The organism is Sphingobium sp. SG1 (genome assembly GCF_057063145.1).
Genome location: NZ_JBVVOJ010000001.1, coordinates 84,643 through 99,716 on the forward strand (window position 1 = coordinate 84,643; position 15,074 = coordinate 99,716).

Below are 15,074 nucleotides of genomic sequence, written 5' to 3' on the forward strand. Positions count from 1 at the left end.
ACATTATCACTAGTGAGGATCGAGCCTTTGTCAGACATCGTCATTACCGCCGCCAAGCGTACCGCCGTGGGCAGTTTCATGGGCGCCTTCGGCACGACTCCGGCACATGAACTGGGCCGCCAGGCCATCCTCGCCGCGCTGGCACAGGCCGCCGTCGCGCCCGAGGAAGTGGACGAAGTGATCCTGGGCCAGATCCTCACCGCCGGCCAGGGCCAGAACCCCGCCCGCCAGGCCGCCGTCAACGCCGGCATCCCGGTCGAGCGCACCGCCATCGGCCTCAACCAGTTGTGCGGATCGGGCCTGCGCGCCGTCGCGCTCGCGGCCCAGGCGATCAAGGCCGGCGATGCCCGCATCATGGTGGCCGGCGGTCAGGAAAGCATGTCGCTCGCCCCCCATGCCCAGATGCTGCGCGGCGGCACCAAAATGGGCCCGGTCAGCTTTGTCGACACGATGATCCATGACGGCCTGACCGACGCGTTCCAGGGCTATCATATGGGCATCACCGCCGAGAACCTGGCCGAGAAATACCAGATCAGCCGCGAGGCGCAGGATGAGTTCGCCGTCGCCAGCCAGAACAAGGCGGAAGCCGCGCGCGCGTCGGGCCGCTTCGCCGACGAAATCCTGCCCGTGACGATCAAGGGCCGCAAGGGCGACACCATCGTCGACCAGGACGAATATATCCGCGCCGGCGCCATGATCGAAGCGCTGCAGGGCCTGCGCCCCGCCTTCAAGAAGGATGGCACCGTGACCGCCGGCAATGCCAGCGGCATCAATGACGGCGCCGCCGCGCTGGTGGTGATGAGCGCCGACGAAGCCGCCAAGCGCGGCGCCACCATCCTGGGCCGTATCGCCAGCTTCGCCACCTGCGGCGTCGATCCCTCGATCATGGGCATCGGCCCGGCCCCGGCCAGCCGCAAGGCGCTGGAAAAGGCCGGCTGGTCGGTCGCTGACCTGGACCTCATCGAAGCGAACGAAGCCTTTGCCGCGCAGGCGCTGGCCGTGGGCCAGGAACTGGGCTGGGATCCGGCCAAGGTCAATGTCAACGGTGGCGCGATCGCGATCGGCCATCCGGTCGGCGCATCCGGTGCGCGCGTGCTGACCACGCTGCTGTATGAAATGGCCAAGCGCGACGCGAAGAAGGGCTTGGCCACCCTGTGCGTCGGCGGCGGCATGGGCGTGTCGATGTGCATCGAGCGCTGAGCGGCAGCGACTGAATAGCGAAGGGCGCCGGTCTCGTGATTGGCGCCCTTTTCGTATCAGGCCCAGATGCGATCGAAGCGTTTGCCCAGGCCCGTCAGCAGTTCATATTGCGACAGGCCCGACGCCTGCGCCGCCTCCGGCAGATCATAGTCGATCGTCAGCCAGTCGCCCTCCGCGACATCCGGGCGGGCGCCGACGTCGACCGCCAGCAGGTCCATCGACACCCGGCCCAGCACCGGTAGCCGCACGCCATCGACCAGCGCCGCACCACGCCCGGAAAAGCCGCGCAGATAGCCGTCGGCATAGCCGATGTTGAGGATCGCAATCTCCAGATCGCGTTCGGCGCGGTGGGTCGCGTTATAGCCGATCGTGTCGCCGGCGATCACCGAGCGGCGCTGCAATATCTGGGCCTGCGGCTGCACGACCGGGCGGAGATGCGGTGCTGCATCGGCATGCGGCACGCCGCCATAAAGGGCGATGCCCGGCCGGGTCAGGTCGAAACCATAGTCCGCGCCCATGCAGATACCGGCACTGTTGGCGAGGCTGTAGCGCTGCGCGGGCACTGCGGCCCGGATCTGCCGGAAGCGGGCCAGTTGCGTCGGATTGAGATCGCTATCCTCGTCCGCAGACGCCAGATGGCTGAGCAGCGTGACGATTTCCAGCCCCTCGACCAGTTCGCTGAGGTCGGCGCGCCAGTCGAGGCCCAGCCGGTTCATGCCGGTATCGATCATCAGGTCGCAGGCGCCACCACTCGCCGCCTTCCAGCGCGCCACCTGGCCCGGCGTACAGAGCACCGGCCGCGCTCGCGAGGTCAGCGCCTGCGCCATATCCTCGTCGCGGACGCCGTGCAGGACGGCGAAGTTCACACCGTCCATCTGCGCTTCGAGCGCCGCCGCCTCGCCCCAGTTGGACACGAAGAAATCGCGACAGCCCGCATCTTTCAGCCGCTGCATGACGCCGGCCGCGCCCAGGCCATAGCCATCGGCCTTGATCGCAGCGCCACAGGCCGGGGCGCCGCCCTGCCGCGCCAGCCAGCGCCAGTTGGAAAGCAGCGCATCGCCATCGAGGCGCAGGCGGAGCGGAGCGGTATAGCCAGTCATTGCCCGCAGCCGATAGCGCGCCGGGGCTCAGGCGTCGAGGGGGCGTCCTTTCGTTTCCGGCAAGGCGACGAGGCAGGTGACCAGCGCCAGCGCCACCACGACGATCGTGTACCATAGGCCGGCATAGGGATCGCCGGTCCGCGCGACGATATATTGGCTGACCAGCGGCAGGAAGCCGCCGAAATAGCCGGTGCCGATATGATAGGGGATGGAGAGCGAACTGTAGCGGATGCGGGCCGGGAAATATTCCGACAGAAGCGCCGCGACCGGGCCATAGGTCGCGCCCGACAGGGTCCAGAGCAACAGCAGCGCGGCGAACAGCATCAGCGCACGCGGCCAGTCGGGGCGGACGATACCGAAATCATAGCCCTGCGCCGTCAGCGCGGCATCGATCCCGTCACTGCTGAGGTCCGCCACGGCCACGCCGCCGATGCTGACCGCCGGGGCCGCGCCGCTGCGCTTGTCATAGGGGATGCCGCGCTTGGAAAAATGATCGAGCAGCTTGCCGCAGGCGGTCGGCTGTATCTTGGCAAAGGGATCGAAACGGCAATCCGGGCCGCTCACCACCACCGGCGCCCGCGCTGCCGCCTGGGTCAGCGCCGGGTTCGCGGTCGCGCCCATATACTGGTAGAGCGGCATGACCAGCAGCAGCACCAGCGCATAGCCGATGACGATCGGCTTCTTGCGCCCGATCCGGTCCGACAGCCAGCCGAAGAAGATAAAGCTCGCCATGCCGGCAAAGGCGCTGCCGCCGACCAGCAGTTGCGCGATACCCGGCGCGACATGCAGGCCGCTTTGCAGGAAATAGAGCGCCTGGAACATCACCGTATAGGCAATCACGGTGAAGCCCGCGGCGATGCCGATCATCGCCACCAGCATCCGCTTCCTGTTGCCCGGCGCAGTGAAGGCTTCCTTCAGCGGGTTCTTCGCCTGTTGCCCGGCCTTCTTCATCGCGGTGAAGACCGGGCTTTCGCGCAGCATCAGCCGCATCCACAACGAAATGGCGAGCAGCGCCAGCGAGAAGATGAAGGGAATGCGCCAGCCCCAAGCGTCCCACACTTCCATGCCGACGATCCACTGGGTGCCGACCACGACGATCAGCGACAGGATGAAGCCGCCAATCACGCCGGCCTGGATGAAACTGGTGTAGAAGCCGCGCTTCCCGGCCGGGGCATGTTCGGCGACATAGATGGCCGCCCCGCCATATTCGCCGCCCAGCGCCAGCCCCTGCGCGATGCGGAGCAGGATCAGGATGACCGGCGCGGCGACGCCGATGCTGGCCGCCGACGGGGTCAACCCGACACCCGCCGTCGCCAACCCCATCAGAACGATGGTGGCAAGGAACGTATATTTGCGCCCCAGCCGATCGCCCAGATAGCCGAACAGCATCGCACCCAGCGGTCGGAAGCCGAAGCCGATCGCGAAGCCGGCGAGCGAGTAGAGCAGTTCGACGGTCGGATTGTCGGTCGGAAAGAAGGTGCGGCCGATGATCGGTGCCAGCACGCCATAGATGTAGAAATCATACCATTCGAACACCGTGCCGAGCGCCGAAGCGGTGATGACCAACCGGTCCCGCTTCGCATCCATCACATAGTCGCCCCCGACCGTCTGCGTCATCCCGCCCCCTTAACTTCGCATATTTCCCGTATATTTTGACATCTTCATGCGCCAACGGGAAAGGAAATTTCCAATCACCATGTCGATAAGATCATGCTGGTCTAGCATGGCGAGGCCTGTGTAGGACAGGTGCAGCAATTGCGGACGCAGCCACGCGCGGCCAGGCTTGGGGGAGGCAGAATGGTCAGCGAAGGCGCAGACGCATCTGGCATGCTGACGAAAGCGACCCTGATCGCGACCATTCTGCTGATCATCGCCACGCCCGTAGCGATCCTGTTTTGGATGACCGCCGTGCCCGGTCGGTCCCACCAAGGGCCGCTGCCACGCCTTACAGCGGAGCAGCGAGCGCTCAGCGGGCGGCTGAAGACCGATGTCGCGCTCATCGCGCGAAGGCCGCACAATCACGCCCATTTGCGCGAAATGGATCATGTCGCACATTATGTCGAAATGAAATTGCGACAGGCCGGCTATGCCCCACACCGCCAGCCAATCCAGGGCGTCCCCGGCGTCTTCAATATCGAAGCCATGCTCGAACCCACCGATGCTGATGCGCCGACGCTGGTGATCGGCGCGCATTATGACAGCTATGGCACGACGCCGGGTGCCAATGACAATGGATCAGGCACGGCGGCAACCTTGGAACTTGCCCGCGCCCTGTCCGATCTGCGCGGACGGAGCCGATTGCGGCTACGCTTCGCCTTCTTCGCCAATGAAGAGCCGCCCTATTTCCAGACTGCGCATATGGGCAGCCTTGCCTATGCCAAGGCGCTGGCGGCCGGTCAGGAGCGCACGCTCGGCATGATTTCGCTGGAGACGATCGGCTTCTACAGCGATGCAAAGGGAAGCCAGCATTACCCCTTTCCGTTATCAGCCCTCTATCCCGGCACCGGCAATTTCATCGCCTTCGTCGGCATGACATCCTCGCGCCCGTTCATTCGTGCCACGGTTGCTGCATTCCGGCGCGAGGCAGCCTTTCCCAGCGTCGGCGGCAGCGCCCCCGGCTTCGTGCAGGGGATCGACTGGTCGGACCATTGGGCGTTCGCGCAGGTCGGGATACCCGCCCTGATGATCACTGACACGGCCCCGTTCCGCTATCGCTATTATCATAGCGAAGCCGATACACCCAACCGGCTGGACTATGACCGCATGGCGCGGGTGATCGATGGCGTGGAACGGGTGGTGCGTGCGTGGGCGCGGAAGGGCGCGCTATAGCCTAAAACAGCCGCGAACCATTGGGCACGGGTTTGTCGGGCGCGAACAGCATGACGGCGCCGGCCGCGTCGGCGAAGCCCAGGGTCAGCACCTCCGACATGAACTTGCCGATCTGGCGCGGCGGGAAATTGACTACGGCGGCGACCTGACGACCGGGCAGGTCTTCCAGTGCGTGGTTTTCGGTGATCTGGGCGCTCGATTTCTTGTGGCCGATCGCCGGGCCGAAATCGATCAGCAGCTTGTAGGCGGGCTTGCGCGCCTCGGGATAGGGCTCGGCCGAGACGATCGTGCCGACGCGGATGTCCACCTTCAGGAAATCGTCGAAGGCGATCGGGTCGGCGGCGGGGGCGCTGGGGTCGTGGGTCAGATGCATGCAGGAACTCCATCTCCTCCCCGCCTGCGGGGAGGTGGCGGCGAAGCCGACGGAGGGGGCGTGCCCCAAATGCGAGGCCGCGTCCAGAAGCATCCCCCCTCCACCACTTCGTGGTCCCCCTCCCCGTTTCGGGGAGGAATGCTTATTCCAGTTCCAGGATCACCGCGTCGACCGGCAAGCTCTCGCCCTGTGCCGCCGACACGCTCTTGACCGTGCCTGCCTTGCCGGCGCGCAGGATATTTTCCATCTTCATCGCCTCGATCACGGCGAGCGGCTGGCCGATCTCGACCTTGTCGCCCTGCTTGACGTTGAGCGCGACCAGCAGGCCGGGCATCGGGCAGATCAGATATTTGGACAGATCGGGCGGGATCTTCTCGATCATGTGCGCGGCATAGGGCGCGGCATGGGCGGGCAATATGCGCAGCTTGTGGCTGGCCCCATGGACCGTCAGCACGAAGCCTGACCGCATCGGCGCGATCCGCACCGCGAGTTGCTCCTCGCCGAATTCCGCTTCGATCAGCCGATCGCCGGGCGTATATTCCAGCGCCATGTCGATGCTCTCGCCATCGACCGTCACTTCGTCGCCGTCGATCACGACGTCATGGACAGCGTCCCCGATCTTCACCTGCCAGCCGGTTGGGGGGCTAAGGCGCTTGCCAAGCTGCCCGTCGATCCGCCGCGCACGGTCGGCCTGCGCCATGGCGGCGAAGGCGCCGATGGCGGACAGGCGCTTGAGCAGTTCTTCCGACGCCGGGGCACCAGTGAAGCCCTCGGGATATTCCTCGGCGATGAAGCCGGTCGTGATATTGCCCGAGCGGAACCGCTCATGCTGCATCAGCGCGGACACGAAATCGATATTATGGCCCGGCCCTTCGATCTCGAACTTGTCGAGCGCCTCGATCTGCTTGTCGATGGCTTCCAGACGCGTGGGCGCCCAGGTGATCAGCTTGGCGATCATCGGGTCGTAGAAGATCGACACCTCGCCGCCTTCCTGCACGCCGTCATCCACGCGGATCAGCGCGCCGCTCTCATCCGTGCCGGTTTCGGGCGGATTATAGCGGATCAGACGACCGGTCGACGGCAGGAATCCGCGATAAGGGTCCTCCGCATAGACGCGGTTCTCGATCGACCAACCGTTGATCTTGACGTCCGCCTGACCGAAGGACAATTTCTCGCCATTGGCGACGCGGATCATCTGTTCGACCAGGTCGACGCCGGTGATTTCCTCGGTGACGGGATGCTCCACCTGAAGGCGGGTGTTCATTTCCAGGAAGTAGAAGCCGTCGCCGGTCTTGTCCTCGCCGCTGACGATCAGTTCGACCGTGCCGGCGCTGAAATAGCCGACCGCACGGGCCAGGGCGACGCACTGCTCGCCCATCTTCTTGCGCATTTCGGGGCTGACGAAGGGCGACGGTGCTTCCTCGACCACCTTCTGGTGGCGGCGCTGGATCGAACATTCGCGCTCGTTGAGGTAGACGATATTGCCATGCTGGTCGCCCAGTATCTGAATTTCGATATGGCGCGGGCTTTCGATGAACTTCTCGATGAAGACGCGGTCGTCGCCGAAGCTGTTGAGGCCTTCGCGCTTGGTCGCTTCAAAGCCTTCGCGGACATCCTGTTCGCTATAGGCAAGGCGCATCCCCTTGCCACCGCCGCCGGCCGAGGCCTTCATCATCACCGGATAGCCGATCTCGTTGGAGATCTTCACCGCATGTTCGGTGTCGTCGATCACGCCGACAAAACCGGGGACGACATTGACGCCCGCTTCCATCGCCAGCTTCTTGGATTCGATCTTGTCGCCCATGGCGGCGATGGCGTTGGCGGGCGGGCCGACGAAGATGATGCCCTCCGCGTCCAGCGCCTTGCGGAAGCTCTCGCGCTCGGAGAGGAAGCCATAGCCGGGGTGGACCGCGTCGGCACCGGTCGCCTTGCACGCTTCGATGATCTTGTCGGCCAGCAGATAGGATTGGGCGGCGGGCGGCGGGCCGATATGGACGGCTTCATCAGCCATCAGCACATGCGGCGCGCGAGCGTCGGCATCGGAATAGACCGCGACGGTCTTGATGCCCATCTTCTTGGCCGTGCGCATGACACGGCACGCAATTTCGCCACGGTTCGCGATCAGGATTTTCTTTATCATTCAGGAATTTCCTCGCCCAGATAGGAGGATGCGCAACGCGATGACGTAACCGACAGTGGACAACCCGAAGATAGCGATGCTCAAAGCAAAGTTGTCACCGGGCAGTCCGTGCGCATCCGAGAAGAACAGAAAATAGGAAAGGGCAGCGCCCAGTGGCCCCATGGCCAGCCACTGGATCGTCAACCAGATCAACAAATAGAGCTTGCCGGCGCTCACTCTGCCAACCCAAAAACCTGACCGTCACCCTGAACTCGCTTCAGGGGCCATTCGTCCCCACGCACCATCGTGCCCGAAGGCACAATGGATGCTGAAACAAGTTCAGCATGACGTGTGGGGAGGAGCAGCGTCACTCAGCCGCCTCCAGCTCAACTTTCACTTCGGCCTGCATCGGCACGACGCCGAGCTTGGCGAACAGAGCCGCGTCGGCATTGTCGCCGGCGTTCGCCGTGGTCAGCAGCTTGTCGCCGGTGAAGATGCTGTTCGCGCCCGCCATGAAGCAGAGTGCCTGGCAGCTGTCCGACATGCTCTCGCGGCCCGCGGACAGGCGCACCATGGATTCCGGCATCACGATCCGCGCGACCGCGACGGTGCGGACGAACTCGATCTCGTCAATCTTGGCGAGCGGCGTGTCGGCCAGCATATTGCCCAGCACCGTGCCCTTGACCGGGACCAGCGCGTTGATCGGCACGCTCTGCGGATGGACGGGCAGCACGGCCAGCGCGTGCAGGAAGCCGACGCGATCCTCGCGCGCCTCGCCCATGCCGACGATGCCGCCCGAGCAAACGTTGATGCCCGAATTGCGGACATTTTCCAGCGTCACCAGACGATCATCGAAGGTCCGGGTGGTGATGACCTTCTCATAATGTTCGGGCGAGGTGTCGATATTATGGTTGTAATAATCGAGGCCCGCTTCCGCGAGCATATCGGCCTGGCTTTCGCTCAGCATCCCCAGCGTCATGCAGGTTTCCATGCCCATCTGGCGCACGCCCTTCACCATCTCGACGATGGCGGGCATGTCGCGGTCCTTGGGGTTGCGCCAGGCCGCGCCCATGCAGAAGCGCGAGGAGCCTGCATCCTTCGCCTGCGCCGCCGCCTGCATCACCGCCTGCACGCTCATCAATTTCTCGGCCTTCAGCCCGCTTTCCGCCGAGGCCGACTGGTTGCAGTAGCCGCAATCCTCCGGGCAGCCGCCGGTCTTGATCGACAACAGGGTGGACAGCTGCACCTCGTTGCGCGGGAAATTGGCGCGGTGGATCGACTGCGCTTCGAACATCAGGTCGCCAAAGGGCAGGTCGAACAGCGCGGCGATTTCCTCGCGCGTCCAGTCGTTGCGGGCGGTCAGGGTGCAGGGGGTATTCATTTACGCAGCTTCCTCTAGCCCCGCCGGGGGCATGTTGTGGCCGAGCAGGCGCAGCACATCGGCGGCGCACTCCACGACATTGGAACCCGGCCCATAAATGCCCTGAACCCCTGCGTCACGAAGATAGTCATAATCCTGTGGCGGGATGACCCCGCCGGCGATCACCTTGATGTCGCTACGACCATGGTCGCGCAGCCGGTTGATCAGTTCCGGGATCAGCGTCTTGTGCCCGGCGGCCAGCGAAGAGGCGCCGACCACATCGACACCACTGTCGAGCGCCAGCACCACCGTTTCCTCCGGCGTCTGGAACAGCGGCCCGGACACGACATCGAAGCCCATGTCGCCAAAGGCCGACGCGATGATGTTGGCGCCCCGGTCGTGCCCATCCTGCCCCATCTTGGCGACGAGGAGTTTGGGCTTGCGGCCGAGGCGCCGTTCGACGGCCTGCACCCCGTCGAGAACCTGTTTCCAGCGGCTGTCATCCTTGTAGGGCGCGCCATAGACGCCCTTCACCGGCGTCGGCTGGGTGCCATAGCGGTTGAAGCTGTCTTCCATGGCGGCCGAGATTTCGCCCAGCGTGGCGCGCGCACGCGCGCACTCGACGGCGTGGGCGAGAAGATTGGTCTCGATCGACTGCGGCGCGGCGGCGGCATCGCGCAGCGACTGGAGCGCAGCCTGACAGGCATCCTCGTCGCGCTCCGCCTTCACCCGGTTGATGCGGGCGATCTGCGCCTCGCGGACCTTGGTGTTGTCGACTTCGAGGGTTTCGAGCAGATCTTCGTTCGCGAGGCGATATTTGTTGACGCCGACGATGACATCCTCGCCCCGGTCGACGCGCGCCTGACGGGCGGCCGCCGCAGTCTCGATCATCGCCTTGGGCCAGCCCGCGCCCACAGCCTTGGCCATGCCGCCTTCGGCTTCCACGCGGTCGATAATCTCCTGCGCGGCATCGACCAGCTGCTGGGTCAGCGCCTCGATATAGTAGCTGCCGCCCAGCGGATCGACGACATTGCACATGCCGGTCTCTTCCTGGATGACGATCTGCGTGTTGCGCGCGATGCGGGCCGAGAAGTCGGTGGGGAGCGCGATCGCTTCGTCGAGCGCATTGGTGTGGAGCGACTGGGTGCCGCCCAGCATCGCCGCCATCGCCTCGATCGTGGTGCGCATGACGTTGTTATAGGGATCCTGCTCAGTCAGCGAGACGCCCGATGTCTGGCAATGGGTGCGCAGCATCTTGCTGCGCTCATCCTGCGCGCCCAGCTTGGTCATGACGCGATGCCACAGCACGCGGGCGGCGCGCAGCTTGGCGATTTCCATGAAGAAGTTCATGCCGATGGCAAAGAAGAAGCTGAGACGCCCGGCAAACTTGTCGATGTCGAGGCCGCTCGCCACGCCATAGCGCACATATTCCGCGCCGTCGGCGATGGTGAAGGCCAGTTCCTGCACCTGCGTCGCGCCGGCTTCCTGCATATGATAGCCGGAAATGGAGATGCTGTTGAACTTGGGCATCTCGCGCGACGTATAGCCGAAAATATCGCTGATGATCCGCATCGAGGGTTCGGGCGGGTAGATATAGGTGTTGCGGACCATGAACTCCTTGAGGATGTCGTTCTGGATGGTCCCGTCGAGCAGCTTGCGCTCGACCCCCTGCTCCTCGCCCGCGACGATGAAGAAGGCGAGGATCGGGATCACCGCGCCGTTCATGGTCATCGACACGCTCATCTTGTCGAGCGGAATACCGTCGAACAGGATCTTCATGTCCTCGATCGTGTCGATCGCCACGCCCGCCTTGCCGACATCGCCGACGACGCGGGGATGGTCGCTGTCATAGCCGCGATGGGTGGCGAGGTCGAATGCGACGGACAGGCCCTTCTGCCCAGCGGCCAGGTTGCGGCGATAGAAGGCATTGGATTCCTCGGCGGTCGAGAAGCCCGCATATTGGCGGATGGTCCAGGGCCGACCCGCATACATGGACGCGCGCACGCCGCGCGTGAAGGGAGCGAAGCCCGGCAGGCCCGGATCGACGGTCACATCCTCGGCGGTGTAGAGCGGCTTCACCACGATACCCTCGGGGGTATCCCAGTTCAGATCCTTGCCCTTCACTTCCTTGGCGGCAGCGGCGGCCCACTGGTCCAATGTCGGCTTCTCGGTCATGCGTGTCCTATCCTACCCATTCGTCACCCCGGCCTTGAGCCGGGGTCCCGCTATCTTCATCCCGCTTGCTGAAAAGAAGCGGGATGCCGGATCAAGTCCGGCATGACGTAATTCAATGCGCGCCGTCCTTCGGCGTCTCCATGATCTCGGTCAGCACGCCATTCATGTCCTTGGGATGGACGAAGAAGATCGGCGTGCCATGAGCGCCGATGCGCGGCTCGCCCAGCACCTTCTTGCCCAGCCCCTCGAACCAGGCCTTGGCCTCGTGGATGTCCGGCACTTCATAGCACATATGATGCTGCCCGCCGGCCGGGTTCTTGGCGATGAAGCCGTGGATCGGACTATTCTCGCCCAGCGGCTCGATCAGTTCGATCTGCGTCCCCGCCGTGCCGCCTTCACCCGGCGTGTCGACAAAGCACACCTTCACCCCCTGCGCGGGCAGGTCGAACGGTTCATGCGTCAGCGTCGCGCCCATGATGTCGCGATAATAGGCGAGCGAAGCCTCCAGCGAAGGCGTCGCGATGCCGATATGGTTGAGACGGCCGAGTTTCATCACATCATTCCCAATGTCGTCATTCCCGCGAAAGCGGGAATCCATCTCCCGACCCATCCCCAAGAAGCGATGTGGGGGATGGATCCCCGCTTTCGCGGGGATGACGTCGTTATTTAGAGCGGAATATTATCATGCTTCTTCCAGGGGTTCTCCAGCGCCTTGTTGCGCAGCTTGCGCAGGCCCAGCGCGATCCGCTTGCGGGTCGAGTGGGGCTGGATCACCTCATCGATGAAGCCCTTGCTCGCCGCCACGAAGGGGTTGGCGAAGCGGTCTTCATATTCCTTGGTCTTCTCGGCAATCTCTTCGGGCGTCTTGCCGCGGAAGATGATCTCGACGGCGCCCTTGGCGCCCATCACCGCGATCTCGGCGGTCGGCCAGGCATAGTTCAGATCGCCGCGCAGATGCTTGGAACTCATCACGTCATAGGCGCCGCCATAGGCCTTGCGGGTGATGACGGTGATCTTCGGCACGGTCGCCTCGGCATAGGCGAAGAGCAGCTTGGCACCATGCTTGATGATGCCCGAATGTTCCTGCGCGGTGCCCGGCAGGAAGCCCGGCACGTCGACGAAGGTGACGATCGGGATCTCGAACGCATCGCAGAAGCGCACGAAGCGGCCGGCCTTCTTGGACGAGTTGATGTCGAGCACGCCGGCCAGCACCATCGGCTGATTGGCGATGATGCCCACCGTCTTGCCCTCGATCCGGCCGAAACCGCACAGGATATTGCCCGCATGGGCCGGCTGCACCTCGAAGAAGTCGCCCTCGTCCACCACCTTGCGGATCAGCTCGTGCATGTCATAGGGCTGGTTGGCATTGGCCGGGATCAGCGTGTCAAGACTGTCCTCCAGCCGGTCCCACGGGTCCGCGCTCGGCCGCTCGGGCACCGGCTCCTTGTTGGACGCGGGCAGGAAGTCGACGAAATCGCGCACCGCCAGCAGCGCCTCGATGTCATTTTCGAACGCCACGTCCGCCACGCCCGACTTGGTCGTGTGGGTGATCGCGCCGCCCAGTTCCTCCTGGGTCACCACCTCGTTGGTAACGGTCTTGACCACGTCCGGCCCGGTTACGAACATGAAGCTGCTGTCCTTCACCATGAAGATGAAGTCGGTCATCGCCGGCGAATAGACCGCGCCGCCCGCGCACGGCCCCATGATGACGCTGATCTGAGGCACCACGCCCGACGCCAGCACATTGCGCTGGAAAATCTCGGCATAGCCGGCGAGCGAGGCGACACCCTCCTGGATGCGCGCACCGCCGCTGTCGTTGAGGCCGATCACCGGCGCCCCGACCTTCATCGCGATATCCATGATCTTGCAGATCTTCATCGCGTGCCGTTCCGACACCGCACCGCCATAGACGGTGAAGTCCTGGCTGAAGACATAGACGAGCCGGCCGTTGATCGTGCCCGATCCGGTGACGACGCCGTCGCCGGGAATATGCTGCTCGTCCATGCCGAAATCGATGCAGTTATGCTCGACATACATGTCCAGCTCTTCAAAGCTGTCCTCGTCCAGCAGCACTTCGATCCGCTCCCGCGCGGTCAGCTTGCCCTTGCCATGCTGCGCGTCGATGCGGCGCTGGCCGCCGCCCATGCGGGCGCCCTCGCGCTTGGCTTCCAGCTGTTCGATGATGGCGAGCTTCGACATGAAAGGCTTCTCTCCAAATTCGTGGCGTCAATAGCTTGGCCGACGCCGCCTTGCCCTTCCCCTACCCAGCCGCAAGTAAAGTTCGCAAATGTAAATTTGCTAATTTGCAAATCGCGACTTCGCAAATTAGGGTAAGGATTATGGCACGCGGCAATCGTATATTCGCAGGTCCACGCCTGCGCCAGCTGCGCCTGGACCATCGCATGGACCAGGCGACCATGGCGCAGGCACTGGGCATATCCGTATCCTATCTCAGCCAAATGGAAAATGACGATCGCCCGCTGACCGCCAAGGTCAAGGCCGCGCTCGCCAATGCCTTTCCCACCGACTGGGCCAGTTTCGACAGCCGCGAGGACGAGCAATTGCTGGGCGCCTTCGCCTTTGCCCTGTCCCATCCCGAACTGCCCGGCCCGGCGCTGGAGCCGGAACGGATCGAGAAGCTGCACCTGCAATTCCCCGAATTCGCGGCGCGCTATGTCGATCTCTACAACGCCCATATGCGCGCCAATGAGCGGATCAACATGATCGAGGAGGCGATCGCCAACGATCATGAGGTGCAGGCCCGTCTGCCCTGGGAAGCGGCGCGCGACTGGTTTCATGAGGCCGGCAATTATGTCCATAGCCTCGACTGCCTGGCCGAGGAGATGGCCGAAAGCTTTGCCCAGGGCCAGGTGCTGGACGAAGGGATGCTGGTCGAGGCGCTCGCCCGCCGCCACGGCATCGAGACGCTGATCGCAGAGACGCCCGACAGCGCGCTGCGCGCCTATCGCGCCGCCGACCGGCAATTGTTCATCAATGCCGCCCTGCCGACCGAAAGCCGCAAGTTCATGCTGGCGCACCAGTTGATGATGCTGGAGGGACAGGCAGTGATCGCCGATGTCGTGCGCAAGGCCGGCCTGCCGGTCACCGGCGCCGACCGGCTGCTCGCGATCGGCCTTGGCAATTATGCCGCCGGCGCGCTGCTGATGCCCTACGCCCCCTTCCGCGAGGCGGCGCGGACGATGCGCCATGATATCGACCGGCTGGCCCGCACCTTCGGCGTCAGCTTCGAACAGGCGTGCCACCGCCTGTCCACGCTGCAGCGGCCGGGCCTGCGCGGCATCCCCTTCTTCTTCTGCCGCGTCGACATGGCCGGCAACATCACCAAGCGCCACAGCGCCACTCGCCTGCAATTCGCCCGCTTTGGTGGCGCCTGCCCGCTGTGGAACGTGCATGAGGCGGTGGCCGTGCCCGATCGCATCAATGTGCAGCTTGGCGAGACCCCCGACGGCGTGCGCTATGTCTCGATGGCCAAGGGGCTGGTGAAGCCGTCCGGCAGCTACAAGCGCACCCCGCGCCGTTTCGCCGTAGTGCTGGGCTGCGAGGTCGCCCATGCGGCCAATTTCGTCTATGCCGACGGCCTGCATCTGCAGGAGGAAGGCGCCGCGACGCCGATCGGCATCACCTGCCGCCTCTGCTCGCGCCAGAGCTGTGACCAGCGCGCCTTCCCGCCCGCCGACCGCCCGATCCATGTCGACCCCGACAATCGCCAGATCGTCCCCTACTGGATCGGCTGACGCAAAGTAATAATGGCACGAAAATACGAAATAAAATTCGCCGATACTTTTACATTTCAATATTCAACTCCAAGCATGAATATCATGCAGCATATTGAAATATAATTCATTTATATGTCGTGTCACTTTTAACAAAATTGTCATAGCAAAATCCCAGTTGCAG

General features: G+C 64.0%; 12 protein-coding genes. 3 read left to right on the forward strand and 9 right to left on the reverse strand.

Going from position 1 to position 15,074, the window contains the following annotated elements:
• Positions 1 to 27 precede the first annotated feature (27 nt).
• Complete coding sequence (locus AC0KVN_RS00350) at positions 28 to 1,200, forward strand: acetyl-CoA C-acetyltransferase (protein WP_435567507.1); 1,173 nt, start codon at positions 28 to 30, stop codon at positions 1,198 to 1,200.
• A 56-nt stretch (positions 1,201 to 1,256) separates the two neighbouring features.
• Here the strand turns inward: AC0KVN_RS00350 and alr are convergent, their stop codons facing one another.
• Complete coding sequence (gene alr / locus AC0KVN_RS00355) at positions 1,257 to 2,300, reverse strand: alanine racemase (RefSeq protein ID WP_435567506.1); 1,044 nt, start codon at positions 2,298 to 2,300, stop codon at positions 1,257 to 1,259.
• 27 nt (positions 2,301 to 2,327) lie between these two features.
• Complete coding sequence (locus tag AC0KVN_RS00360; protein ID WP_435567505.1) at positions 2,328 to 3,917, reverse strand: MFS transporter; 1,590 nt, start codon at positions 3,915 to 3,917, stop codon at positions 2,328 to 2,330.
• 180 nt (positions 3,918 to 4,097) lie between these two features.
• Here AC0KVN_RS00360 and AC0KVN_RS00365 point away from each other — a divergent pair, with 180 nt between their 5' ends.
• On the forward strand, positions 4,098 to 5,129 hold the full coding sequence (locus AC0KVN_RS00365; RefSeq protein WP_483655212.1) for a M28 family peptidase: 1,032 nt from the start codon (positions 4,098 to 4,100) through the stop codon (positions 5,127 to 5,129).
• A gap of 1 nt (position 5,130) precedes the next feature.
• On the opposite strand, the gene AC0KVN_RS00370 is transcribed toward AC0KVN_RS00365, so the two are convergent.
• From AC0KVN_RS00370 to AC0KVN_RS00400, 7 genes are all read right to left on the reverse strand, one after another.
• A complete protein-coding gene (locus AC0KVN_RS00370) occupies positions 5,131 to 5,502 on the reverse strand; it encodes a tRNA-binding protein (protein WP_435567503.1) in 372 nt (123 codons plus the stop codon).
• Positions 5,503 to 5,644: 142 nt separating this feature from the next.
• Positions 5,645 to 7,642: an ATP-binding protein gene (locus tag AC0KVN_RS00375; RefSeq protein WP_435567502.1), complete on the reverse strand. Its 1,998-nt coding sequence runs from the start codon at positions 7,640 to 7,642 to the stop codon at positions 5,645 to 5,647.
• The gene (locus AC0KVN_RS00380; protein WP_435567501.1) at positions 7,643 to 7,858 is read right to left on the reverse strand and encodes a hypothetical protein; all 216 of its coding nucleotides are present in this window, start codon (positions 7,856 to 7,858) and stop codon (positions 7,643 to 7,645) included.
• A gap of 130 nt (positions 7,859 to 7,988) precedes the next feature.
• Entirely contained in the window at positions 7,989 to 9,002 is a 1,014-nt protein-coding gene (gene bioB / locus AC0KVN_RS00385; RefSeq protein WP_004207227.1) for a biotin synthase BioB, read from the reverse strand.
• Positions 9,003 to 11,156, reverse strand: coding sequence for a methylmalonyl-CoA mutase (gene scpA, locus AC0KVN_RS00390; protein ID WP_099231546.1), 2,154 nt, complete (start codon positions 11,154 to 11,156; stop codon positions 9,003 to 9,005).
• A gap of 112 nt (positions 11,157 to 11,268) precedes the next feature.
• On the reverse strand, positions 11,269 to 11,709 hold the full coding sequence (mce, locus tag AC0KVN_RS00395; RefSeq protein WP_037506692.1) for a methylmalonyl-CoA epimerase: 441 nt from the start codon (positions 11,707 to 11,709) through the stop codon (positions 11,269 to 11,271).
• Positions 11,710 to 11,822: 113 nt separating this feature from the next.
• Positions 11,823 to 13,355 carry an acyl-CoA carboxylase subunit beta gene (locus tag AC0KVN_RS00400; RefSeq protein WP_004207231.1) on the reverse strand — a complete coding sequence of 511 codons (1,533 nt, stop codon included), beginning with the start codon at positions 13,353 to 13,355 and terminating at the stop codon, positions 11,823 to 11,825.
• Between the two features lie 140 nt (positions 13,356 to 13,495).
• On the opposite strand from AC0KVN_RS00400, the gene AC0KVN_RS00405 reads away from it, so the two are divergent.
• Positions 13,496 to 14,911 (forward strand): helix-turn-helix domain-containing protein, encoded by a 1,416-nt coding sequence (locus AC0KVN_RS00405; protein ID WP_010338815.1) that lies wholly within the window; start codon positions 13,496 to 13,498, stop codon positions 14,909 to 14,911.
• The last annotated feature ends 163 nt before the right edge of the window (positions 14,912 to 15,074 follow it).

Coding starts and splice junctions, on each gene's coding strand:
- alr (WP_435567506.1), bottom strand. CDS start 2,300: ATGACTGGCTATACCGCTCCGCTCCGCCTGCGCCTCGATGGCGATGCG.
- bioB (WP_004207227.1), bottom strand. CDS start 9,002: ATGAATACCCCCTGCACCCTGACCGCCCGCAACGACTGGACGCGCGAG.
- mce (WP_037506692.1), bottom strand. CDS start 11,709: ATGAAACTCGGCCGTCTCAACCATATCGGCATCGCGACGCCTTCGCTG.
- AC0KVN_RS00400 (WP_004207231.1), bottom strand. CDS start 13,355: ATGTCGAAGCTCGCCATCATCGAACAGCTGGAAGCCAAGCGCGAGGGC.
- AC0KVN_RS00360 (WP_435567505.1), bottom strand. CDS start 3,917: ATGACGCAGACGGTCGGGGGCGACTATGTGATGGATGCGAAGCGGGAC.
- AC0KVN_RS00370 (WP_435567503.1), bottom strand. CDS start 5,502: ATGCATCTGACCCACGACCCCAGCGCCCCCGCCGCCGACCCGATCGCC.
- scpA (WP_099231546.1), bottom strand. CDS start 11,156: ATGACCGAGAAGCCGACATTGGACCAGTGGGCCGCCGCTGCCGCCAAG.
- AC0KVN_RS00375 (WP_435567502.1), bottom strand. CDS start 7,642: ATGATAAAGAAAATCCTGATCGCGAACCGTGGCGAAATTGCGTGCCGT.
- AC0KVN_RS00405 (WP_010338815.1), top strand. CDS start 13,496: ATGGCACGCGGCAATCGTATATTCGCAGGTCCACGCCTGCGCCAGCTG.
- AC0KVN_RS00365 (WP_483655212.1), top strand. CDS start 4,098: ATGGTCAGCGAAGGCGCAGACGCATCTGGCATGCTGACGAAAGCGACC.